Annotated in this window: 18 protein-coding genes, 5 pseudogenes and 1 other annotated feature; of the genes and pseudogenes, 14 read left to right on the plus strand and 9 right to left on the minus strand. The window is 61.6% G+C overall.

Translation table 11 applies throughout. The annotated features are described in order from the left end of the window. Positions 1 to 49: 49 nt before the first annotated feature. Together HK436_RS23555 and HK436_RS23560 are read left to right on the plus strand one after the other, a co-directional pair. Positions 50 to 271, plus strand: a complete 222-nt coding sequence (locus HK436_RS23555) for a hypothetical protein (protein WP_173193765.1) — start codon at positions 50 to 52, stop codon at positions 269 to 271. A gap of 7 nt (positions 272 to 278) precedes the next feature. Continuing rightward, positions 279 to 557, plus strand: coding sequence for a DUF6522 family protein (locus HK436_RS23560; protein WP_206680567.1), 279 nt, complete (start codon positions 279 to 281; stop codon positions 555 to 557). Positions 558 to 679: 122 nt separating this feature from the next. On the opposite strand, the pseudogene HK436_RS23565 reads toward HK436_RS23560, so the two are convergent. From HK436_RS23565 to HK436_RS23580, 4 genes and pseudogenes are all read right to left on the minus strand, one after another. After that, a pseudogene (locus tag HK436_RS23565) lies at positions 680 to 1,363 on the minus strand (cytochrome c3 family protein); the annotation flags it as partial. Beyond that, entirely contained in the window at positions 1,364 to 1,861 is a 498-nt protein-coding gene (locus HK436_RS23570) for a nitrate reductase cytochrome c-type subunit (protein ID WP_173194016.1), read from the minus strand. Next, positions 1,834 to 4,086, minus strand: a pseudogene (gene napA / locus HK436_RS23575) (periplasmic nitrate reductase subunit alpha); the annotation flags it as partial. The gene HK436_RS23570 and the pseudogene napA, both read right to left, overlap by 28 nt. Further along, positions 4,077 to 4,931, minus strand: coding sequence for a winged helix-turn-helix domain-containing protein (locus HK436_RS23580; protein WP_376769203.1), 855 nt, complete (start codon positions 4,929 to 4,931; stop codon positions 4,077 to 4,079). The gene HK436_RS23580 and the pseudogene napA, both read right to left, overlap by 10 nt. 132 nt (positions 4,932 to 5,063) lie before the next feature. On the opposite strand from HK436_RS23580, the gene HK436_RS33740 reads away from it, so the two are divergent. After that, on the plus strand, positions 5,064 to 5,573 hold the full coding sequence (locus tag HK436_RS33740) for a lipocalin-like domain-containing protein (RefSeq protein WP_173194020.1): 510 nt from the start codon (positions 5,064 to 5,066) through the stop codon (positions 5,571 to 5,573). 273 nt (positions 5,574 to 5,846) lie between these two features. Here HK436_RS33740 and HK436_RS23590 read toward each other — a convergent pair whose 3' ends face one another. Then, on the minus strand, positions 5,847 to 6,131 hold the full coding sequence (locus HK436_RS23590) for a DUF982 domain-containing protein (protein ID WP_173194022.1): 285 nt from the start codon (positions 6,129 to 6,131) through the stop codon (positions 5,847 to 5,849). 998 nt (positions 6,132 to 7,129) lie between these two features. Here HK436_RS23590 and HK436_RS23595 point away from each other — a divergent pair. Continuing rightward, positions 7,130 to 7,642: a hypothetical protein gene (locus HK436_RS23595; protein ID WP_173194024.1), complete on the plus strand. Its 513-nt coding sequence runs from the start codon at positions 7,130 to 7,132 to the stop codon at positions 7,640 to 7,642. Between the two features lie 148 nt (positions 7,643 to 7,790). Next, positions 7,791 to 8,255, plus strand: coding sequence for a thermonuclease family protein (locus tag HK436_RS23600; protein WP_244649365.1), 465 nt, complete (start codon positions 7,791 to 7,793; stop codon positions 8,253 to 8,255). A 358-nt stretch (positions 8,256 to 8,613) separates the two neighbouring features. Here HK436_RS23600 and HK436_RS23605 read toward each other — a convergent pair whose 3' ends face one another. Further along, positions 8,614 to 9,171 (minus strand): LysR substrate-binding domain-containing protein, encoded by a 558-nt coding sequence (locus tag HK436_RS23605; RefSeq protein WP_244649366.1) that lies wholly within the window; start codon positions 9,169 to 9,171, stop codon positions 8,614 to 8,616. Further along, positions 9,164 to 9,328 (minus strand): hypothetical protein, encoded by a 165-nt coding sequence (locus tag HK436_RS23610; protein ID WP_173194026.1) that lies wholly within the window; start codon positions 9,326 to 9,328, stop codon positions 9,164 to 9,166. The genes HK436_RS23605 and HK436_RS23610 overlap by 8 nt, the downstream gene beginning before the upstream one ends. 629 nt (positions 9,329 to 9,957) lie before the next feature. Between HK436_RS23610 and HK436_RS23615 the strand changes: the two genes are divergently transcribed. From HK436_RS23615 to HK436_RS23625, 3 genes and pseudogenes are all read left to right on the plus strand, one after another. Beyond that, positions 9,958 to 10,443, plus strand: coding sequence for a DUF1772 domain-containing protein (locus HK436_RS23615; protein WP_173194028.1), 486 nt, complete (start codon positions 9,958 to 9,960; stop codon positions 10,441 to 10,443). Positions 10,444 to 10,558: 115 nt separating this feature from the next. Beyond that, the gene (locus HK436_RS23620) at positions 10,559 to 11,071 is read left to right on the plus strand and encodes a TetR/AcrR family transcriptional regulator (protein WP_312860710.1); all 513 of its coding nucleotides are present in this window, start codon (positions 10,559 to 10,561) and stop codon (positions 11,069 to 11,071) included. Positions 11,072 to 11,470: 399 nt separating this feature from the next. Then, positions 11,471 to 11,925: pseudogene (locus HK436_RS23625) on the plus strand (Ros/MucR family transcriptional regulator). A gap of 87 nt (positions 11,926 to 12,012) precedes the next feature. Here HK436_RS23625 and HK436_RS23630 read toward each other — a convergent pair. Then, entirely contained in the window at positions 12,013 to 12,420 is a 408-nt protein-coding gene (locus HK436_RS23630) for a VOC family protein (RefSeq protein WP_173194030.1), read from the minus strand. Positions 12,421 to 12,680: 260 nt separating this feature from the next. Here HK436_RS23630 and HK436_RS23635 point away from each other — a divergent pair. Beyond that, positions 12,681 to 13,908 (plus strand): annotated as a pseudogene (locus HK436_RS23635) (IS3 family transposase). Beyond that, positions 12,962 to 13,077, plus strand: a sequence feature (AL1L pseudoknot). (Overlaps the previous pseudogene by 116 nt.) A 36-nt stretch (positions 13,909 to 13,944) precedes the next feature. Here HK436_RS23635 and HK436_RS23640 read toward each other — a convergent pair. Then, positions 13,945 to 14,523, minus strand: a complete 579-nt coding sequence (locus HK436_RS23640; protein WP_244649368.1) for a Crp/Fnr family transcriptional regulator — start codon at positions 14,521 to 14,523, stop codon at positions 13,945 to 13,947. Between the two features lie 611 nt (positions 14,524 to 15,134). On the opposite strand from HK436_RS23640, the gene HK436_RS23645 reads away from it, so the two are divergent. The 5 genes and pseudogenes from HK436_RS23645 to nirD all read left to right on the plus strand — a co-directional run bounded on the left by HK436_RS23645 (position 15,135) and on the right by nirD (position 21,419). Beyond that, positions 15,135 to 15,740: an ANTAR domain-containing response regulator gene (locus tag HK436_RS23645; protein WP_173194032.1), complete on the plus strand. Its 606-nt coding sequence runs from the start codon at positions 15,135 to 15,137 to the stop codon at positions 15,738 to 15,740. Further along, positions 15,737 to 16,948 carry a CmpA/NrtA family ABC transporter substrate-binding protein gene (locus tag HK436_RS23650; protein ID WP_173194034.1) on the plus strand — a complete coding sequence of 404 codons (1,212 nt, stop codon included), beginning with the start codon at positions 15,737 to 15,739 and terminating at the stop codon, positions 16,946 to 16,948. Before HK436_RS23645 ends, HK436_RS23650 begins: the two co-directional genes overlap by 4 nt. A gap of 365 nt (positions 16,949 to 17,313) precedes the next feature. After that, a complete protein-coding gene (locus HK436_RS23655) occupies positions 17,314 to 18,615 on the plus strand; it encodes an MFS transporter (protein ID WP_244649369.1) in 1,302 nt (433 codons plus the stop codon). A 20-nt stretch (positions 18,616 to 18,635) separates the two neighbouring features. Beyond that, a pseudogene (gene nirB / locus HK436_RS23660) lies at positions 18,636 to 21,085 on the plus strand (nitrite reductase large subunit NirB). Between the two features lie 4 nt (positions 21,086 to 21,089). Then, positions 21,090 to 21,419 (plus strand): nitrite reductase small subunit NirD, encoded by a 330-nt coding sequence (gene nirD, locus HK436_RS23665; RefSeq protein ID WP_173194036.1) that lies wholly within the window; start codon positions 21,090 to 21,092, stop codon positions 21,417 to 21,419.

Below are 21,419 nucleotides of genomic sequence, written 5' to 3' on the forward strand. Positions count from 1 at the left end.
TGCTTCACCAATGCCCGGATGTCGAGGGATCCGGGCTAGGAGGCGGACGATGACCAGGCCGGATGGAAAAGCAGCCCGCGCGAACGGTCGAGATGCGCAGAGGCACGACGCCGCGATCATGGGGAAGACGTTGCGGCAGTACGAACGCTGCCATCCGGACGACACGTTTGCCGACCTGGTGCGCCGGTCTTCCTTCTCGAAGGAGGACCGGCGACTACTTGAGGACTGGCTCGTTGCGACGGCCTCGCACGCGGGGTCGGCCGATGGCTGAGGCCCACTTGGATGTCATTTTCGAGGACGGTGGGGTGACCGTCGACGCCGCACTGGTGGCGGAAGGGCTTCGGCTGCGCCCCGACGCCGTCCCCTCGATGCTCCGCGACGGATCCATCACCTCCCGCTTCGAACGCGGCACTGGGGAGGATGACGGGCTTGTCCGCCTGACGTTCTGGCACGGAAGCCTCAGGTTCCGGGTGATCGTAGACGGGGCGGGTCAGGTGCTTCAGCGCCTGAGGCTGGACCATGGAAGGCCGAGGCCTATCCGATCACCCATTGGATAGACATTGACAGGCGGAGACACCTACTCGGCAGCTGCTCCGGCGGAGCTGGTTCCGCCCCGGGCAGAGGCAATCGAATCCATGGACATGGCGGACAGCTCTTCGTCCAGGCTCCACATGGTCCGGTGCGGGGAATGGGCCAGCCGCTCCAGCCTGTCGAACACAGACGCCTCTGGTAGTTCGTCCCCCTGGAGCTCTGGGGGAACCTTCCAGCCTGGATCCACCCCTTCCATGTCCGGCAGCTCGTGCGCGATGCCCTTGTGGCAGTCGATGCAGGTCGCTTCGCCGGACAGGAGGTAGCGCGTATGGATCGTCGCGGCGCGCTCGGTCTGCCTGGAGAGGTCCATCGCCACGGACGAATGGCAGTTGCGGCACTCGAGGCTGTCGTTGGCCTTCAGCCGCGCCCACTCGTGCTGGGCGAGTTCGAGGCGGTGGTCGAGGAACTTGCGACGTGTGTTGATGGTGCCGAAGATCTTGCCCCAGACTTCCTTCGACGCCTGCATCTTACGGGCGATCTTGTCGGTCCACTCGTGCGGCACGTGGCAGTCCGGGCAGGACGCGCGCACGCCTGAGCGGTTCGAGAAGTGGACGGTCCGCGTCAGCTCCTCATAGACGTTGTTTTCCATCTCGTGGCAGGAGATGCAGAACTCTTCCGTGTTGGTTAGCTCAAGGGCGGTGTTGAACGCGCCCCAGAAGATCACACCGCCGAGGAAGCCGCCAAGCGTCAGGAAGCCGAGGCTGAGCGTCGCGGCTGGAGTTGCGACGATGCCCCATGCCCAGGCGACCAACGCCTTCAGGCGTGACCACATCTATTCGTCCCCCGCATGGCCGACGCCCAGCTCGCTCATGTCGGTGAAGGTGTTGCCGATGAGCGGCGCGGTGTCCGCCTGGGGGACATGGCAGGCCGTGCAGAAGTACCGGCGCGGCGAAACGTCCGCGAGCATCTGTCCCTCGCGCGTCATGTAGTGCGTGACGCTGATCATCGGCGCTCCCGAGCCTTCCGTGAACTCGCGCTTGTGGCATGACACGCAGCGGTTCGTATTGACGGAAAGCTGGTAGCCCTCGATCGAATGTGGAATCACCGGAGGCTGGTCAGGATAAGCCCGCATCCTGCGGATGTCGTCGACGGTCCACTTCGGGATCGGTCCGGCGGGTACTTCCTCCATGGGCTGACCCGCTCCGGTGAGCGGCGGAACGATTTCGGCGCTCATCTGCGCGAATGCCGCCGAGCCGGCCGCGACGGCGAGCACCGCGACGAGGATGGCGCGCACACGACGCCTCAGACGGGGATGATCTTGACTGCGCATTTCTTGAAATCCGTCTGCTTGGAGATCGGGTCTGTGGCGTCGAGCGTCACCTTGTTGATCAGCTTGCTCGCGTCGAACCAGGGAACGAAGACCACGCCCCGAGGCATGCGGTTGCGCCCCCTCGTCTCGACGCGGACCCTGATCTCCCCGCGCCGGGAGACCACGCGCACCTCGGCTCCCTGGTTGATGCCGCGCCGGCGAGCGTCGTCGGCGTTCATGAAGCAGACTGCACCCGGGAACGCCTTGTAGAGCTCCGGCACCCGCATGGTCATCGAGCCGGAATGCCAATGCTCAAGCACACGTCCCGTCACCAGCCAGACGTCGAACTCGTCGTCTGGAGATTCAGCCGGCGGCTCATAGGGCACGGCGAGGATGACGGCCTTGCCATCGGGCCTGCCGTAGAATTTCACCCCTTCGCCCGGCTTCACGTAGGGATCGAAACCTTCACGGTAGCGCCATTTCGTTTCCTTGCCGGCGACGACGGGCCAGCGAAGGCCACGCACCTCGTGGTAGGTGTCGAAGGGCGCGAGGTCGTGGCCATGGCCACGTCCGAATTCGGCGTATTCCTCGAACAGACCTTTCTGAAGATAGAAACCGTATTCCCGGGATTCGCGGTTCTCATACTCGGCATCGAGGTCCGAAAGCGGGAAGCGGTCGACCTTGCCGTTCCGGAACAGGACGTCGAACAGCGTCTTGCCCTTGTAGTCCGGATTGGCGTCGAGGAGGTCGGACGGCCACACCTCGTCGGTGGTGAAGCGCTTGGCAAATTCGGTGAGCTGCCACAGGTCCGAGCGAGCCTCGCCCGGGGCGTTCACAAGCTGTCTCCAGACGTGAGTCCGTCGCTCGGCGTTGCCGTAAGCCCCTTCTTTTTCAACCCACATCGCAGCGGGTAGGATCATATCGGCCGATAGCGCGGTGACGGTCGGATAGGCGTCGGAGACGACGATAAAGTTATCTGGGTTGCGATAGCCCGGATACGTCTCGTTCGAGCTGTTGGGTGCGGCCTGGACGTTGTTGTTGACCTGGACCCAATAGAAATTGAGCTTGCCGTCGTGCAGCATCCTGTCCTGCTGGACGGCGTGGAAACCGGGCTTTTCCGGAAGCAGCCCCTGCGGCAGCTGCCAGATTTCCTCGGCATGGTGACGGTGTTCCGGGTTGGTCACCACCATGTCGGCCGGCAATCGGTGCGCGAAGGTGCCGACCTCGCGCGCGGTGCCGCAGGCCGAAGGCTGGCCCGTCAGCGAGAAAGGGCTGTTGCCGGGCTCGGAGATTTTTCCGGTCAAAAGGTGGATGTTGTAGACCATCTGATTGGCCCACACGCCTCGGACGTGCTGGTTGAAGCCCATCGTCCATAGCGACATGACCTTTATGTCGGGATTGGCGTAGAGTTCGGCGAGTTCCTCCAGGAATTCAGGCTCGACGCCGGAGAGTTCCGACACCATGTCGAGCGTGTAGTCGGCGACCATGGCCTTGAATGCGTCGAAGTCGATCGGCTCGGTCTTTCCCGCGTCGGCGGCGCCCTTGGCCGCCACCTCCACCGGGTTGTCAGGACGAAGCCCGTATCCGATGTCGGTCGCCCCGCTCATGAAGACGGCGTGATCGCGGACAAACTGCTCGTTGACCCGTCCGGTCTGGATGATGTGGTGGGCGATGTAGTTCAGGATCGCCAGGTCGGTGCCGGGCTTGAAGACAATCGGTATGTCGGCGAGGTCCATCGAGCGGTGGGTGAAGGTCGACAGCACCGCGCAGCGTACGTGCGGATGCCCCAGCCTGCGGTCGGCGACCCGGGTCCACAGAATCGGGTGCATCTCCGCCATGTTGGAGCCCCACAGCACGAAGGCGTCGGCGTGCTCGAAATCGTCGTAGCAACCCATCGGCTCGTCCATGCCGAAGGTGCGCATGAAGGCCACCGCGGCCGAAGCCATGCAGTGGCGGGCATTGGGGTCGAGATTGTTGGAGCGGAAACCTGCCCGCATCAGTTTGGTGGCGGCGTAGCCCTCGAAAATCGTCCACTGGCCCGAGCCGAACATGCCGATGGCCTCCGGCCCTTTCTCACGGAGCACCGCCTTGCACTTTTCCGCCATCAGGTCGAGGGCCTCGTCCCAGGACACGGGTTCGAACTCGCCGTCCTTGTCGTAGACGCCGCCGCGCTTGCGCATCAGCGGGGTCGTCAGACGGTCCTCGCCGTACATGATCTTGGAGAGAAAGTAGCCCTTCACGCAATTGTTTGTGCTGCAAGTTGTGCAGCGACATCCGAGGCGATCGATTCCTGAATTGCAAAGACGTCACCCCAAGGACGGTCGAAACGCTCTGTCCAGCGGTTGACCCCGGTCTCCAGGTCGACAAGCTGGACAGCGAGGCGCAGTTCATCGCCGTTCCGTCGCAGGCTCCCCTGCAGCAGGAAGTCAGCGCGAAGCCCCTCACGGATACGAGGCAGATCGTCGTCGGTGTCGAACCGAAAGCTCGAATTGCGGGCGATGACCGCAATGTCACGGAAACGCGACAGCGCCATGATGACATCCTCAGCGACGCCTTCGCCCAGCCAGGCGTCGACATCGCTTTCGGTGCTGGTTCGGAATGGCAGGACGGCGACAGAGGGTCTGGGATCACGCCCTTCCGCGCTGCTGACATCAGCAGCGAAGTGTGTCCATGCCATGCCGGCCACAACCGCCGCCACCGCCAATAGAGCCGTGAGCGCCGCCAGAGGTCGACGCCAGAGGGGATGCGGCATCGGGCGCGGAAAATGCCCGTCGTTTTCCTCAGTGACGCCTCCAGCAAAAAGATAGCCGCGTCGCGGCACTGTCTTGATCAAGCAATGATCATCGTCGCCGAGCGCTTTGCGAACGTCGCGCACGCATTGAGCAAGCGCATCGTCGTTTACGATTACATCGGGCCACACGACGGCTACCAGTTCATCTTTGGTGACCAGGCGACCGGAGTGCTCGACAAGGAAACGCAGCGTATCGAATGCCTTCGGCCGCAGCTCGATCTGGTGTTCACCTTCAGTGAGCGCCATTCGTTCCATATCAAGAACGAAGGAGCCGAACCGATATCGTCTTGCCGTATTCATTCCTCCCTCGCACGCATGCGATCAGCCGAAATTATACCCGTATTAGAGGAAAATTGCAGCGCGAATACATGCGTCCCGCCGGGAGACAGAGCAGGCTTCGCGTGCTTTCCGGGCATTACAGGAGGAACACCAATGGAACGCAAAAGCACTCTCGTCGCTGCCTCAGCGATTTCACTTCTCGCAGCGTGTCATTCCGCCGCTGCAAGCGATGCCAAGAGCCTGAAGGAGCAGGTCGTGGGAACATGGTCGCTCGTCTCGCTCACGGTCCACCAGACCGACAAGAAGGTCGAGCTGTTCGGCGAGAAACCGCGAGGAATCCAGATCATGGATCCGAACGGTCGCTTCGTGAACATCATCACCCGCTCCAGCCTCCCGCTCTATGCGGGCAACAACCGCATGCAAGGTACGGCCGAGGAATACACCGCGATCGGAAAGGGATCGAACGCTTTGTATGGGACATACGAGGTCGACGAAGAAAACCAGACCGTGACCTTCAATGTCGAGGTCAGCACGTTTCCGAACTGGGAGGGCGAAAAGCAGCGTCGCGAATCCAGCGTGGAGGGCGACGTCTGGCGTTACACCAATCCTATGACAACGATCGGCGACGGCCATGTCGAGGTCGTCTGGAAACGCCTGGACTGAGCCAGAAGGGGCACTGGCTCCTGAACGCATCCGCCTCATCGAGGCGGATGCGTTCACCGCGTGCTCATCTGGGGGAAGTGGTCCACCCGGCGCGGGAAACCGCCATCATCGACTGTGCCTGTGCCTCTGTTGCCGCGCCGGGCTTCGCCACAACAACCATTGTCGAAGCGAACCACGGGGTCCGGAGCTGGCTTTCCCTGTCGCGCGGTTGCAAAGCGCCCTCGATGAATCCGCCGACGGCCGGTGTCGTTCAACGGTTCCGATAGCTACGCGTTAACGTCGAACGGCAGTGCTGCGCATGTCATAGCCAGGTACCGGATCGAACGTCGGCTCAAGGACATTCATCATCCTCGCAAAAGCGACGAACGCTTCGCGGGCTTCCTCTACGGACACCTCCTGCGCCAGCGCTGCTAGACATAATCGGCGGACGTTCTCGCGAATCGGTCCACGCCGTGCTGGCGGCCATTCGTCGAGGAAATCGAGGAGATCACCGATTGTAAGCAGATCACGAGAACCGGATAGCCCAACAGTAACCGTGACTGGCAGATGCAGCCTCATGATGGCATTCCTCCCGAAGATGCATAGGGACGATCGCTCAACGCCGTTCGGCTGAAAGGGTTGCCTAACCGACACCACAAAAAAACGGCCGGCCTTGAGCCGGCCAGCGAGTCAGGAGGTCGCGTGTCGGCAGGGCCAGTGGAAGTCCGCGCTCGCCAACCAGAAACCATGCGTTTTGTTCCAGCCCCCTTGCTCAAGAAACAACGCAGACGCGACGCTGCAGAGTGGTGGTAGCCGCAAGATGGAAGAACTTGCGGCACATAACGGTTATCCAAACCGGAACCTTGCGGCCGCCATGCCGGCCCCCGGCAGACCGCTCCGGAACGAGACGAGCGCTTCAGCCACCCAAAGCCAGCAGCGGGTCTTAACAAGAAAGGGCCGGCACGAAGGCCGGCCAAGTTTTGAGGGGATATACGGCAGGGCTGCAGTCCTGCCGCCCCACCAACCGCCCACAGTCTGGTTTGTTCCAAGCAGCGACCGGTGAGCGCCGAGACGCGGTTAACGATGGGGTTGTCTGGCGGGAAGGTCCCGCTTCAGTAAGTCGCCGAGAACTGACGCGGTTTCCAAGAGGAGACGTCTGATCTCCGATGGCGTCAGTTCATGCGCCCGGTCGGCAGCATCCTGCAGTTCGACCACCAGTTCCACACCTCGCATATGCAACTGCATTGATCGGTTCCTTATACTTTTCTCTGACAGTGCGATAATCAACAACAACGAACCCTTTCCGGCAAGCGCCGGGTGAAAGGAACACCATGGCCACGCGACACAAGCGGGGCTCATCAGCGCTCGTCGCCGCCGTGACTCGTGACAGCGCTGGTCCCCGCATCGGGGCGTGAAGAAGGTTTCCAATCACAACGAATATGCAGCCAAGTCTGCCGTCCTTCGACGTGTGCCAGGGTCCGCTCGGCACGCTCGCATGAACCCGGGCCGCCCGGCGGCTCTGGGCAATCCCATGAAAGGCAAATGCCACGCGCTTGCCGTTCACTGCAGCACCGGCGATGCTCTCGCTCGCTGCGTGCACCACGACCGATCGCACCAACGGCGAGCAGATCGCCAATAAAGACGTTCACTCGGCGCCAAGGCTGCATGCCGGCTCCTGGCGGCTGCAGAGGCTGTGGCAGACATCATTGCTACTGGCGATCCGCGTCCGCCGCCAGCTTCCGCCGAACTTCTTCGAGCGCAACGCTCAGAAGAGCATCGACCTCCTCAAGTTCGGTTCGCAAGTCGTCCCGGCCGCCGATGTAGCGGCGCAGCTCTTCGAGCATCTGGCAGACATGTTCCATACAACGTCCTCTGATTCATTCGCGATGAAGGCACGCCAAACGCGCTCCATCGTAATACGAGTGCTCTGGGGGCATGGATCAGTGGAGATAAGGCCGCTAGAGTTTCTTGAGGATAGCAAGAAGTTGACCTTCGCGACTGGTCATGGCCGCGAGAGCGTTGGCGACGCTTTACTGAGGGTTCTGGTGTCCTGCTCATTTGAGCACCTCATGCCGGTGGGCGAACCCTAACGGGCGGTCTGAACTCTGCGCATCCGCCGCGTTTTATCCTTTCGATGGATTTGACGCGACCTGAGGCAATTGCCGCACATTCCACCGTTTCAGTTTCCGACTTCGTAACTCGCATGATCGACAATGAGCTCCGAAGTGGGAGGCTGCCATGTTCGGACAACCGCCGGTATTCTTTGTGGGCTTCTGCGCGGCGCTTGCCGGTGCCGGGATCATCGGATGGAAGATCGCGCCTGAGGAACGCCGGGTTGATGCTGCATCGATCGTCTCGGCCGGCCACACCATCGCCATGCCGATCTGCGGCAGCGGCAAGCGCATCAACTGCGTAGTCGATGGGGACACGATCTGGGTGAGGGGTGAGAAGATTCGCCTCGAAGGCTTCAACGCGCCCGAGATGAACGGCTCGTGCGACCGCGAAAGGCGGATGGCCGTTCAGGCGCGAGATGAGCTCCGGCGCGCGCTCGACGGCCGTGCATTCACCATCGAGCGCAACGGCAAGGATCGTTACGGGCGCACCCTGGCCACGATCCGCGTTGGCGAGCGCGAGGTTGGTGCGGAGCTGATCAGCAAGGGGCTGGCGCACGAATGGCGAGGGTTCAAGGAAAGCTGGTGCTAGCTCGCAAGCTCTGAACCGCTGACAGGATTGGTGCTTTTCCCATCCGCATCCGGGCAAAGAAAGACCCTGCCGGGGCGGGGGTTCCCTGTCAGGCTGCTTCCGCATGTGGAAATGGCATATCGAACCGCAACGGAACACCAAGCGCCCTGAAAGCATCCTCAAGGGAGTCGAGGCGCGAGTTGTGGTCGAGCCTGAACAGTCTATCCACGTGTTCACGCTTACAATCGAGTAAGCGCATCAGGTCGGCGCGGGTCTTACCCTGTTCGCGCAAGATCATGTACAGCGCGGATTCGAGCTACACGAGCGCCGGCACCTCAACAAAGCGGCCAGCTGCCGTGCGCGATGAGCGGAAATGAGCCTACTTGGCAATCCCGGCTTCCCAGCGGCCATCGACCACCGCGCCTCGCACCAGTTCCACCATCAGGTTACGCACGGTTTCCAGGGCGTAGGTCGCCGGGCGATCGGCCAACTCGCAGATGTAGAGGGTTCGCGAAAGCTCAGGCTCGATGATCGGCCGGAAATGCAACAGGCCGCTTTCGATATGCTCGTACATGAAAAGCTTGGTGCCGATTGCGCAGCCGAGCCCAGCGGCCAGTGACGCCCCGATGGCGTGGACGGAGTTCATCTGCAGCTTGGCGCGGCCTTCGATCTTCTTCAGCAGGTTGGTGTCGTCCATCAACGCCCGGGCCGAGATGCCTTGCCGCAACAGGATCAGCGGCAGGTCGAGAATATCGTTAAACAGCACCGGCGCGTCACTGGCGCCAATGATCTCGCGCGTGCCGACGAGGACCATCTGCTCTTCGAGTACCGGCTGCGTCTTCAGCCGCGGGTCGGCCGGCGGGTTGTAGACGAGCGCGAGATCGACCTCCGAGGCCATCAGGTGCAGCAGCGTCGATCCTGACAGGCTTTCAGACAACGACAACCGCAAACAACGCCCACCCTTCATAGATCGGCTGGACCGTGAAATATTCAGCCTCATTCATGCCCATCTTTGCCGGAAGTTCGAAGAGGTGAGCTCCTCCGGGAATGACGATTAGGGCGGTCAGTGCAAGAGTCAGGAGTTTGAGTATCATGCCGGCCTCGATTGGGCGCGTAGGAGACATTGCGGCCAATGCGTCACCCTGGGGTACGGTTCCGCGTTGCGACAGGCCAGCAGACGATAATCCCCTGATGCCTCACCGCATGCCGCGTTTCGGCACCTGGTTTCGTCGTCGACCGAACGTTATGGGCTCCTGTCGTTTCGGCTGTTGAGCTGGCCTGCGATCTTTGGGAGCCCGTCGACGGATGGCCTTGGGCTTTTGCGGCAATAACTCAGCCAACAGGCTGCGAAAGAACGCCATCATTGTCGCCTCCTGTGTCTAAAGGTGCCAACGCGTGAGGACAGATGCAGTTCCGAAAGTAGGCGCCCATGCATACAAGCGAAGCCGTCTAAAGCAGCGCATTTTGATCTATGAAGTTGTCGGGCTGGCATTCGTCTGCGGAAGGTCGGTCTGATCATCTACGGGCGGATGGCTGGAGCCTTTTCCAGCGTGCAGCTGCTCTTGCCGTAAAGCCCAAATGACATCTCTGGCTGTCCGGTGTCAGCACTTCCGGAACGATTCGCTATCTGAAGAACACGCTTTCGCGGCATTGCGCTTCCAGGATTCTAAATATACACTGTATATATATCTGAGATAAGATGACGCTCATGAGGTATCTATCAATGACCCAAGCTCTTGCCGTGATCGCGCTTGTCCTAGTTGCCGTCACGATGGGACTGGCCTTGGCCCACGCGCTCGAATTTCCCGGCAAGCTCCGGCTCGAGGAAAAAGACTACCGCCTTGTTCAGGCAATCTACTATCCGGGGTTCACCATCGGCGGGCTCGTCGGCGAGTTGGGTGCGCTGCTGTTGCTGCCCATCCTGCTCCTGCTCACGCCCTTCGGATCGGAGCGCTCCTGGTGGATCGCTGCCGCATTTGTGTTTCTCGTGGTCGGGCATCTGACCTACTGGTTCGTTACCCATCCCGTGAACAGTGTTTGGCTGAAGGACACACGCATCTCAGGCTTGGGCTCGGTGTTCTTTTCCGCCTTTGCAGGTCAGGATGCGGATTGGCGCCAGCTCAGGGATATCTGGGAGTATTCGCATATGGCACGCGCCGGCCTTGCAACATTAAGCCTGATCGCAATGGCCGTCGCACTTACACAATAGGAGATGCGTATCCGCAGCGCCCAGATTCACCGTCCGCGAGGTCGTCTATGAGAGCCCGCGACCTAACACGGGGCAAGGTCATTGAGGCCGGCCTCAGTCTTCTCGACCGAGAGGGGTGGAGGCCGTCTCTATGCGAGCCGTCGCTAAGTCTCTGAGGGTGACGCCAATGGCCCTCTATAATCACGTCGACAGCAAGGACGATCTGTTGCGCGCGATTGCATCATATGTCCTCGACAAAGCAATGTTTGACGGCGGCGCCTCGGGCTGGCGCGACCAGGTAGTCTATTGCTTTAGTGAGTTTCGCGCCCTCTGCCTGCGGCATCCAGGCCTGAGTCGCCTGTTGGAGGGGCCTGATATCGCACCCACCAGCGCCTTCGCGCCTATGGAGATAACCCTAAGAGCTCTCGGCCAGGCGGGTCTGTCGGACCTTGATAGCGTGCGAACATATTTCACGCTCGTCAGCTTCACGCTCATGCAGGCTACCTACCAGAGCCGCGGAGACTACGTCGACCTGGAGCCAAATGCGGCCACCCAGAGAAACCGCATTAACGGGTTCGATTCAAGGTGCTGGAACAAATGGAGCTGCCGCGTCAGTGGGATTTCGATCGCGCATTCGAGTTCGGAATAGGTCTTATCCTCGACGGCGTCGTATCAGCCGTTCAGAGGAGGAGGGCTTGAATATTGGCCGGCCGCCTTATTACCATCTTCATATTTCCGCCAACGATTTGGCTGCAAGCGCTCCAGACTATCTGATAGCGTCAGCGTCCAGCACGATGTTCTTGCGAAAGGATATGCTCAAACTTGACGGGGAACTGGCGTGCCTCCCCGCTCGATTTCCGCTCATCCAGACGCTAAAATAGCGTGCAGGTCTGCGCGATGAGCTACCGAGCGAGGCTCTAAACGACTTCGGACCCGTTCCACCACGTACACGACGTTAGCAAAAGCGCGCGGATTGCGTTCCGCGTAAGAGCCGTCTATCGCTCCAACCGAATTCGGCAATCTCGCGAGTGACGACAGGAGTCAAGCTATGAATGAACAGGGAGAACGCGACCAGCTCGTCGCCCTGACAGCCGACATCGTGTCGGCCTACGTGTCCAAGAACCCCTTCCGATGAGGGAACTGGCTGACCTGATCGAGAGCGTCCACATATCACTTGCCGGATTGACCAGCGGTGCAGTGCAGGAAACCGTGGCGCCACTGAAGCCTGCAGTTCCGGTGAAGAAGTCGGTGCATGACGACTACATCATCTGCCTTGAGGACGGCAAAAAATTCAAGTCGCTCAAGCGTCACCTCAGCGTCCATTTTGGCCTCACGCCAGCCGAGTACCGCGACAAATGGGGGCTGCCGCACGACTACCCCATGGTAGCACCGGGCTATTCAGCAGCGCGGTCCGCTCTAGCCAAGTCCATGGGACTTGGGCGGAAGCCGTCAGCGCCGGCTCCCAAGAAACGCAGCCGCAAGAAGGCTGCAGCCAGCGCTTGACCCGGCGCCCTGGCGCCGGAGCGACTCGACATTGGACGCGAGCTCCACGATCCTTGGCGGTCCGATTTCAGGGCAGATCGATCGTGACTAATCTGTCGGCATGGTGCTCATGTCCATGTACATTGCTTCCCAGACGTGACCGTCGGGGTCAGCGAAGTTGCGGTTGTACATGAAGCCTAGGTCTTGGGCCGGGTTGATGTCGGCTGTGCCATCATGCTTCGCTGCTGCTGAATTCATCGCATCGACCGCGTCACGGCTGTCGCACGACAATGCCAAAAGCACTTCGCTTGAATGTGCGGGTGCGATCTGACGACTGGTGAAACTCTTCCATTTCGCGTGGGTGAGCAGCATGACATGGATCGTCTCCGACACCACCATGCAGGCGCTGCCGTCATCGCTGAATTGCGGATTTTTGGTGAAACCCAGCGCTTCGTAGAAAGCTTCCGACCTGGCCAGGTCAGTAACCGGCAGATTCACGAAAATCATCCTGGTCATTGTTCATGTCCCTCCATTTTCCGACGGCAACAGCTTGAGCAGTGACTGCCGGCGGGTTGAAGCGTCGGCGTGACCGCCACGGCGACTGCTTGGACATGACGCTTAGAGTGATCGGAGCGCGGGCGAATTGATGTTTGGTAAGAATGCGAGCTACCGCTTGCCCAAACGGCCAAAGGCAATCTTTCTACGCAAGCGGCTGAGGCTCTCTGAACCGCTCCGGGTTTGCCGGAGGCTCCAACTCCTGAGAAGGTGGAGCCATCATGAGCAAGACGACGAACAAGTTTTCCCCGGAAGTGCGCCAGCGAGCCGTGCGGCTGGTGCTGGATCACGAACATGAACATCCCTCCCGGTGGGCTGCGGTCATGTCGATCGCGTCCAAGATCGGCTGCACGGGCCAGACGCTGAACGAGTGGGTGAAGAAGTCCGAGGTAGACGCCGGCAAGCGCGCCGGTGTGCCGACGGACATGGCGGCAAAGCTGAAGGCGCTAGAGAGGGAGAACCGGGAGCTTCGGCAGGCCAACGAGATCCTGCGCAAGGCTTCCGCTTATTTTGCCCAGGCGGAGCTCGACCGCCCGTTCAAACGATGATCGGGTTCATAGACGATCACCGCGGGTCCATGGGGTCGAGCCGATCTGCAAGGTTCTGCCGATCGCCCCGTCGACCTACCACGACCACGTCGCCAAGCGCGTCGATCCGGAGAAGCTGTCGGCGCGGGCGAAGCGGGACGGTGTCCTGAGGCCTGAGATCGAGCGCGTCTTCGCCGAGAACTTCGAGGTCTATGGCGCGCGCAAGGTCTGGCGGCAGATGCTGCGTGAAGGCTTCGCCGTCGCGCGCTGCACGGTCGAGCGGCTGATGGCCGACCTCGGCCTTCAGGGCGTCATCCGCGGCAAGCCGATCCGCACCACGGTGCAGGACAAGGCCGCCCCGTGCCCGCTCGACCATGTGAACCGGGTCTTCCATGCCCCCGCGCCGAACAGGCTGTGGCTGTCGGACTTCACCTACGTCAGCACCTGGTCCGGCTTCGTTTACGTGGCCTTCGTCATCGATGCCTATGCCCGCCGCATCGTCGGCTGGCGGGTGAGCAGGACCGCCCATGCGGGCTTTGTCCTCGATGCTCTCGAACAGGCCCTGCACGAACGGCGGCCCATCCACCGCGGCGGCCTGGTGCACCATTCCGACAGGGGGTCTCAATATGTCAGCATCCGCTACACCGAGCGACTGGCCGAAGCCGGCATCGAACCCTCCGTCGGCAGTGTGGGCGATTCCTACGACAATGCTCTCGCCGAGACGATCAACGGCCTCTACAAGGCCGAGGTCATTCATCGGCGCGGGCCATGGCGTAGCTTCGAGGCCGTAGAGTTCGCCACGCTGACCTGGGTCGACTGGTTCAACAATCGCCGGCTGCTGGAGCCCATCGGCAACATCCCGCCGGCGGAAGCCGAGGAACGCTACTACGCCATGCTGGAAGAACCAGCCATGGCCGCGTGACTCAAAAGAAACGGCCTCCGGCAAACCCGGGGCGGTTCACTCCGGCGTGATGCCGAGCCAGGCAGCGATGTGATGCTGTTTCAAGCGCTTATGAAGATGCGGTTCCTTGCGAATGAAATCGAGGTAACGCTGCATGGCATCGTCATGGCGGAACGCGATCTCCACCGGCTCCTTTTCGATGATCCAGTGACGCTCCATGTAGGCGATATAGAAGGCTGCAATGTCCGGATATGTATAAACCAGCGCCTTGAAAGCCGCGAAGTCATATTCGAGGACATGACTGTTCTCGATGGCTGTAATCGTAAAGAGGCTGGGTTCGCGCAGCATCGTTGCACTCACAGACGCACCAATGCGGTTTTCCGGGAAGAAGTATTTGATGACCAGATCGCCCCCGCGACCGACATAGTGCTGGCACAGCAGACCTTCGACAACGAAGGCGAAAGTTGTTGGAACAGTGCCTGCCTGTACGAAGTTTTCGTCCTTGCGATAATGGCGCGGACGCAGGAGGGACGCCCAGGCCTGCTCCGCTTCTCCGGACAGCTCGGCATAGGTGCGGATTTTGGCAAAGAATGCGGCCGTCGTCATTCCGTTGATCCCTTGGCGTTTGCGGATCAACTTGATGGCCTGTGGCTGCCTTGCCAAGTTGATTATGATTAGGCGGCGCGAAGCCGCCGAGAAGATTGAGGCCGCTGACGGCTGATTGTGAGGTATCCTCCGTCCGCCAATCTCGGTGACGCATTCGCGGAAGCATCGCTTTCGTGGCAATCCAGTCCTGTAGTGTGAGCCGCAGGTGATCAAGACCACCTATGGCGGGACCTCTGATCCTGGCCAGGAAGTCCGGGAGTGCGTCGAGGCAAGAGCTGTGCAACCGACGCTAGCTTCGCGCTGGATTGAGGTGACCGCACAAGGTTGGTGCTCTCATGATTTCGCGCCGCCATGTAGTAGTGCCATTAGCGGGGTGTAAGGGCGCGCCGATCGGCTTCGTGGCTGTGACGATCGAGAAGATGGTTGTGGGCAGTGGCGAGACCCGTTGAAACGGTCCCAGGAAGGGGCAGTAGCCCCACTACAAGCCCACAAGACGGTCCTCTTTTTGCGCGCTTATTCCGCACGGCCGTCCATGGTAGTGAGGCACTCTCCGACGCGGGGCTCACATACATGGACAGCCATATAAAGCTCAACGTATATGTTGCAACGCACAATAGGTTCGTTGATTCATGATGCTATGAATGAGTGTGCGTTCTAACCTTAAGATACTCGTCATCGACGAAAACACGATCCGTGCATCGATCATCGAGGCAGGACTGCGTGAGGCTGGCTACGCAGATGTTTGGGTCGTCAGCGAAATAGACGGGATCGCCACTAGGATCGAGACACTGGATCCAGATGTAATCGTGATCGATCTTGAGAACCCAAATCGCGATATGCTGGAAAGCCTCTTCCAGCTTGCAAAGGCAGTAAGGCGTCCCATCGCAATGTTTGTGGACCATTCGGATGCATCCTCGATCGAAGCCGCGGTCGAGGCCGGCGTATCGGCCTATGTGATCGATGGACTGCGCAAGGAACGGGTCAAGCCGATCGTAGACATGGCGATTAGCCGCTTCAACGCCTTCTCGCGCATGGCGCGAGAACTGGAGGAAGCGCGTACGGAACTGGAGAACCGCAAGCTGGTCGAGCGGGCTAGGGGCATCTTGATGAAGTCGCGCGGCATCTCGGAAGACCAAGCCTATGTGCTTTTGCGCAAGACGGCCATGAACCAGAATCGCAAGATCGCCGAGATCGCGCAGAGCCTCATCACCGCAGCCGGATTGCTCGAACCGGGAGATGAGACATGACCGCCGATTGCCGGATCACGGTCGGCTTCCTGCCACTTCTGGATAGCGCTCTGCTCATCGCCGCGCGCGAAAAGGGGTTTGCGGAAGCTGAAGGGATCGATCTCGTGCTGGTGCGCGAGAACTCCTGGGCGAGCGTCCGAGACAGGCTTGCGGTGGGCCATTTCGCCGCCGCACATATGCTGGCGCCGATGCCGATTGCCTTCAATCTCGGCCTTGCACCGCTGGCCACACCCACCATCGCGCCGATGGCGCTGGGGCTGGGCGGCAATGCGGTGACTGTTTCGGGACGACTGTGGGCGGCGATGCGGGAGGTAGGCGCTTCCCATGATCTTGACCCTGCCATCAATGGCGCGGCGCTGCGACAGGTGATCGCATCGCGGCAAGGGACAGAGAAGCTACGCTTCGCGGTGGTGCACCCGCATTCCGGGCACAACTACGAATTACGCTACTGGCTGGCCGCGTGCGGGATCGATCCACAGCGGGACACAGACATCGTGATCGTGCCCCCGCCGTTGATGCCTGATGCGCTGGCAGCGGGCCGCATCGACGGCTATTGCGTAGGTGAGCCTTGGAACAGCGCCTCCGTATTCCATGGCACGGGCCGCATCGTCACGACAAAATCGAAGATCTGGCGTTCGAGCCCGGAGAAGGTGCTGGGCGTGTCCGCCGAGTGGGCGGACGCCAATCCCGAGTCGCTCGGCATGCTGCTGCGCGCGCTATATCGTGCAGCGCAATGGTGCGGCGAGGCCGCCAACCATGCGGAACTGGCGGCGATTCTCGCGCGGCCCGGCTATGTCGGATGCGATGTCGAATGGCTTATGCCGGCGCTGTCGGGGCAACTCCTGAATGGCGATGGGGGCGTGATCGCCGTCGACGACTTCTTTGTACCGCTTGCGCGGGCTGCCACCTTCCCGTGGCGAAGCCATGCGCTGTGGTTCTACAGCCAGATGGCCCGCTGGGGCCAGATCGAGGCCAGCAAAGCTGGCGAGCACATCGCGCGCGAGACTTATCGTCCGGATCTTTACCGCGCCGCGCTCGGTCCGCTCGGCGTCGCCCTGCCGGGTGCAAACGCCAAGGTGGAGGGATCGCTGGTCAAGGCGACACCGGTCGGATCGGCGGGGGCAAGCCTTGTTCTGGGCCCCGACGGCTTCTTCGATGGCGGGGTCTTCGATCCAGACCAAATCGCTCGATATCTGAGCCTGTCATAGCGGCCTGGACCGCGCCCTGCGACCTGCCTTTTTTCGTGCAGTGCACAAATCTTGGGCTGGCAACAACGGCGCCTTGAATAAAAAGTGGTCAGCGGCATCAGCCCGAAACAGCTGCTTAAGCGCGTAAATCTCTGATATTGCTCGTTCTTCACTTCAATTCTGAAACTGGCACGTAAACTGCTTGGTTATTTGCAGGCCTGATGAAGGGCCTTCAGATTTCGCGTCCAATGACGGGCGCATCAGGCAAAGCCGCCGATCAGCTTCTGTCGCGTGCCCGTATACCGGTGCGCGTGAGGACTGATCGGCGGCTTTTTTGTTTTCAGCCAGCGCACAGCCACTCCCAAGGGCTGATGATGGAGCCAGAAATGACGGAAACCGCCAAAACCACCCCCATTCCGGACGCTTCGGCCAGCCGGGCGCTCTCGATGTCCACCATCGCATTCACCGTCTGCTTTGCCGTGTGGACGATTTTCTCGATCATCGGCGTTCGCATCAAAGACGAGCTCGGCCTGAGCGAAACGCAGTTCGGCCTCCTGGTCGGCATGCCGATCCTGACCGGATCCCTCGTCCGCATGCTGCTCGGCATCTGGACCGACCGTCTCGGCGGCCGGCTGGTCTACACCGCGACCATGCTTGCATCGGCGCTGGCGACGTTCCTGCTCGCCTTTGCCACCACCTATGCGCACATGCTGGTTGCCGCGCTCGGCGTCGGCCTTGCGGGCGGCTCCTTCGCGGTTGGCGTCGCCTATGTCTCGCGCTTCTATCCGGCGGGGCGCCAGGGTACAGCGCTCGGTATCTTCGGCGTCGGCAATGTCGGCGCGGCCGTGACCAAGTTCGCGGCGCCCTTCGTGCTGCTGGCATGGGGCTGGCAGAGCGTGGCGCTGGTGTGGGCCGCCGCGCTTGTGCTGATGGCCGCTGTCTTCTGGCTCTCCACTGAGGATGACCCGGTGATCCGCCAGCGTCGCCTCACCGGCGCCGGCCAGCCGCGCAGCTTCCTGGCCGAATTTGCACCGCTGCGCGACATGCGGGTCTGGCGCTTCGCGCTCTACTACTTCTTCGCGTTCGGCGCCTTCGTCGCGCTGGCGCTGTGGCTGCCGCGCTACCTGATCGGCGTCTACGGCTTCGACATCGCCACCGCCGGCATGATCGGCGCGGCTTATTCCATCCCCGCCTCGATCTTCCGCGCTTATGGCGGCGTGCTCTCCGACCGCGTTGGCGCACGCACCGTGCTCTACTGGACCTTTGCGGTCTCCGCCGTGTGCTGCGCAGTGCTGTCGATCCCGGCGACCGACTATCTCGTCCAGGGCATCGACGGGCAGATCGCATTCCACATGGCCATCGGCCCGGTTGCCTTCGTGGCGGTTGCCTTCGTGCTGGGCTTCTTCATGAGCCTCGGCAAGGCGGCCGTCTACAAGCACATCCCGGTCTACTATCCCGACAATGTCGGCGCGGTGGGCGGCCTTGTCGGCATGATCGGCGGCCTCGGTGGTTTCATCCTCCCCATCGCGTTCGGCGCGCTCAACGACCTCACCGGTATCTGGTCGAGCTGCTTCATGCTGCTCTTCGTGCTGGTGGGCGTCTGCCTGATGTGGATGCATCTGGCGATCCGGGAGATGGAAAAGCGCGCTGCCGAGCCGTCGGGCTCGCTCGCCCAGGCCGCGGAATGATCGGGCGGGAGATGATGGCCATGACAGAGAAACTCGTCATCATCGGCAACGGTATGGCTCCCGGCAGGATGCTGGAGCATCTGCTGGAAGCCGCGCCCGGCCGCTATGACATCACGATCTTCAACGCCGAACCGCGCGTGAACTACGACCGCATCATGCTGTCGCCGGTGCTTTCGGGCGAAAAGAGCTTCGAGGAGATCGTGATCCATGGCGATGGCTGGTACGTCGCCAACGGCATCGTGCTCTACAAGGGCCACAAGATCGTCGCCATCGACCGCGAGGCGAAGACGGTGACGTCTAACCATGGCGTGACGGAATCCTACGACAAGCTCGTGATCGCGACTGGGTCCGTCCCTTTCATCATTCCGGTGCCTGGCAACGATCTGCCGGGCGTGCTGACCTACCGCGATCTCGACGACGTCGACGCCATGCTTCTGGCCGCCCAGTCGCGCCAGAAGGCGGTTGTGATTGGAGGTGGCCTTCTCGGCCTCGAAGCCGCCGCCGGCCTGAAGGAGCGCGGCATGGAGGTGACGGTGCTTCACGTCATGCCGACGCTGATGGAGCGTCAGCTCGATCCGGCCGCCGGCTACCTGCTGCAGCGGGCGGTCGAGGCGCGAGGCATAAAGGTCGTCACGCGGGCAAACACGAAACAGATCGTTGGCGATGGCAAGGTCGAGGGCGTCGAACTCGATGACGGCACCATCATTCCGGCCGCGCTGGTGGTGATGGCAGTAGGCATCCGGCCCAACGTGACGCTGGCAAAAGATGTCGGGCTGACGGTCAACCGGGGCATCGTCACGGACGACCGGATGCGCACGTCCGATCCGGATATCCTCGCGCTCGGCGAATGCGCGGAGGTGGGCGGGCATGTCTACGGCCTGGTTGCGCCACTTTATCAGATGGCGCGCGTGGCGGCGGCCGCGCTGGCCGAAACCGGCGAGGACCATTTCGCCCATGCAGACACGCCGACGAAGCTGAAGGTCACCGGCATCGATCTCTACTCCGTCGGGGATTTCGCCGACGGCGACGACCGCGAGGAGATCGTGCTGCGCGACGCTTCGGCCGGTATCTACAAGCGCGTTGTGCTCAAGGACGACCGCATCATCGGCACCGTGCTGTTCGGCGAGACGGCGGACGGGGCATGGTTCGCCGATCTGCAGAAGAAACAGACCGATGTATCGGCGATGCGCGACACGCTGATCTTCGGGCAGGCGTTTCAGGGGGTGCCTCGGCGGACCCTTTGGCGGCCGTTGCGGCACTCGCGGATGATGCGGAAATCTGCGGCTGCAACGGCGTCTGCAAGGGTAAGATCGTTTCAACCATTACCTCCAAGGGACTGACGACGCTGGACGACGTGCGCGCCCACACCAAGGCGTCCGCCTCCTGTGGCACGTGCACCGGGCTGGTCGAGAAGCTGATGCAGCTTTCGCTCGGCGACAGCTACAACCCCACTGCGGTTCAGCCGATGTGCTCCTGCACGGAACTGGGCCATGACGAGGTGCGTCGGCTCATCAAGGCGAAGGGTCTCAAGACGATCCCCGCCGTGATGCAGGAGCTTGAGTGGAAGACCTCCTGCGGCTGCGCCAAATGCCGGCCCGCGCTCAACTACTATCTCGTCGCCGACTGGCCCGACGAATATGCCGACGACTACCAGTCGCGCTTCATCAACGAGCGGGTTCACGCCAACATCCAGAAGGACGGCACCTACTCGGTCGTGCCGCGCATGTGGGGCGGTGTCACCTCTTCGAAGGAATTGCGGGCCATCGCCGATGTGGTCGACAAGTTCGCGATCCCGACCGTGAAGGTGACCGGCGGCCAGCGTATCGACATGCTGGGCATCAGGAAGGAGGACCTGCCCGCGGTGTGGGCCGATCTCGGGCAGGCGGGTTTCGTTTCCGGCCATGCCTACGCCAAGGGGCTGCGCACGGTGAAGACCTGTGTGGGGTCGGACTGGTGCCGTTTCGGCACCCAGGATTCCACCGGTCTCGGCGTCCGCATCGAGAAGTTCATGTGGGGTTCGTGGACACCCGCCAAGGTGAAGATGGCGGTGTCGGGCTGTCCGCGAAACTGCGCCGAGGCCACCTGCAAGGATGTCGGCGTCATCTGCGTGGATTCCGGCTTCGAGATTCACTTCGCCGGAGCCGCCGGGCTCGATATCAAGGGCACCGAGGTTCTCGGTCTGGTCAAGACGGAGGACGAGGCGCTCGAGGTGATCGTCGCGCTGACGCAGATGTATCGCGAGCAGGCCCGCTATCTGGAGCGCATCTACAAGTGGGCGAAGCGCATCGGATATGACGAGGTGCGGCGGCAGGTGCTCGACGATGTCGAACGCCGCAAGGCCTATTACGACCGCTTCGTCTACAGCCAGCAATTCGCGCAGGTGGATCCGTGGTCGGAACGCGTGTCCGGCAAGGACAAGCACGAGTTCCAGCCAATGGCGGCCCTTTCCTTCCAGCAGGCAGCGGAGTGACGCGATGAACTGGCATGAAATCGGCACTATCGAGGACATTCCGGCGCGCGGGGCACGCTGCGTGACCACGCCGCAGGGCCGTATCGGCGTGTTCCGCACGGCGGACGACGAGATCTATGCAATCGAGGATCATTGCCCGCATCGCGGCGGTCCGCTGAGCCAGGGCATCGTCCACGGCAACGCGGTGACGTGCCCGCTGCACAACTGGGTGTTTTCGCTCGAAACCGGCAAGGCGCTGGGTGCGGATGAGGGCTCCGTCAAGACCATCCCTGTGCGGGTGATCGACGGGCGCATCCTGCTGGGGCTCGAGCGCGCACTGATGGCGGCGGAGTGA

The sequence above is a fragment of the Neoaquamicrobium sediminum genome (assembly GCF_013240295.1).
Taxonomy (GTDB): Bacteria; Pseudomonadota; Alphaproteobacteria; order Rhizobiales; family Rhizobiaceae; genus Aerobium; species Aerobium sediminum.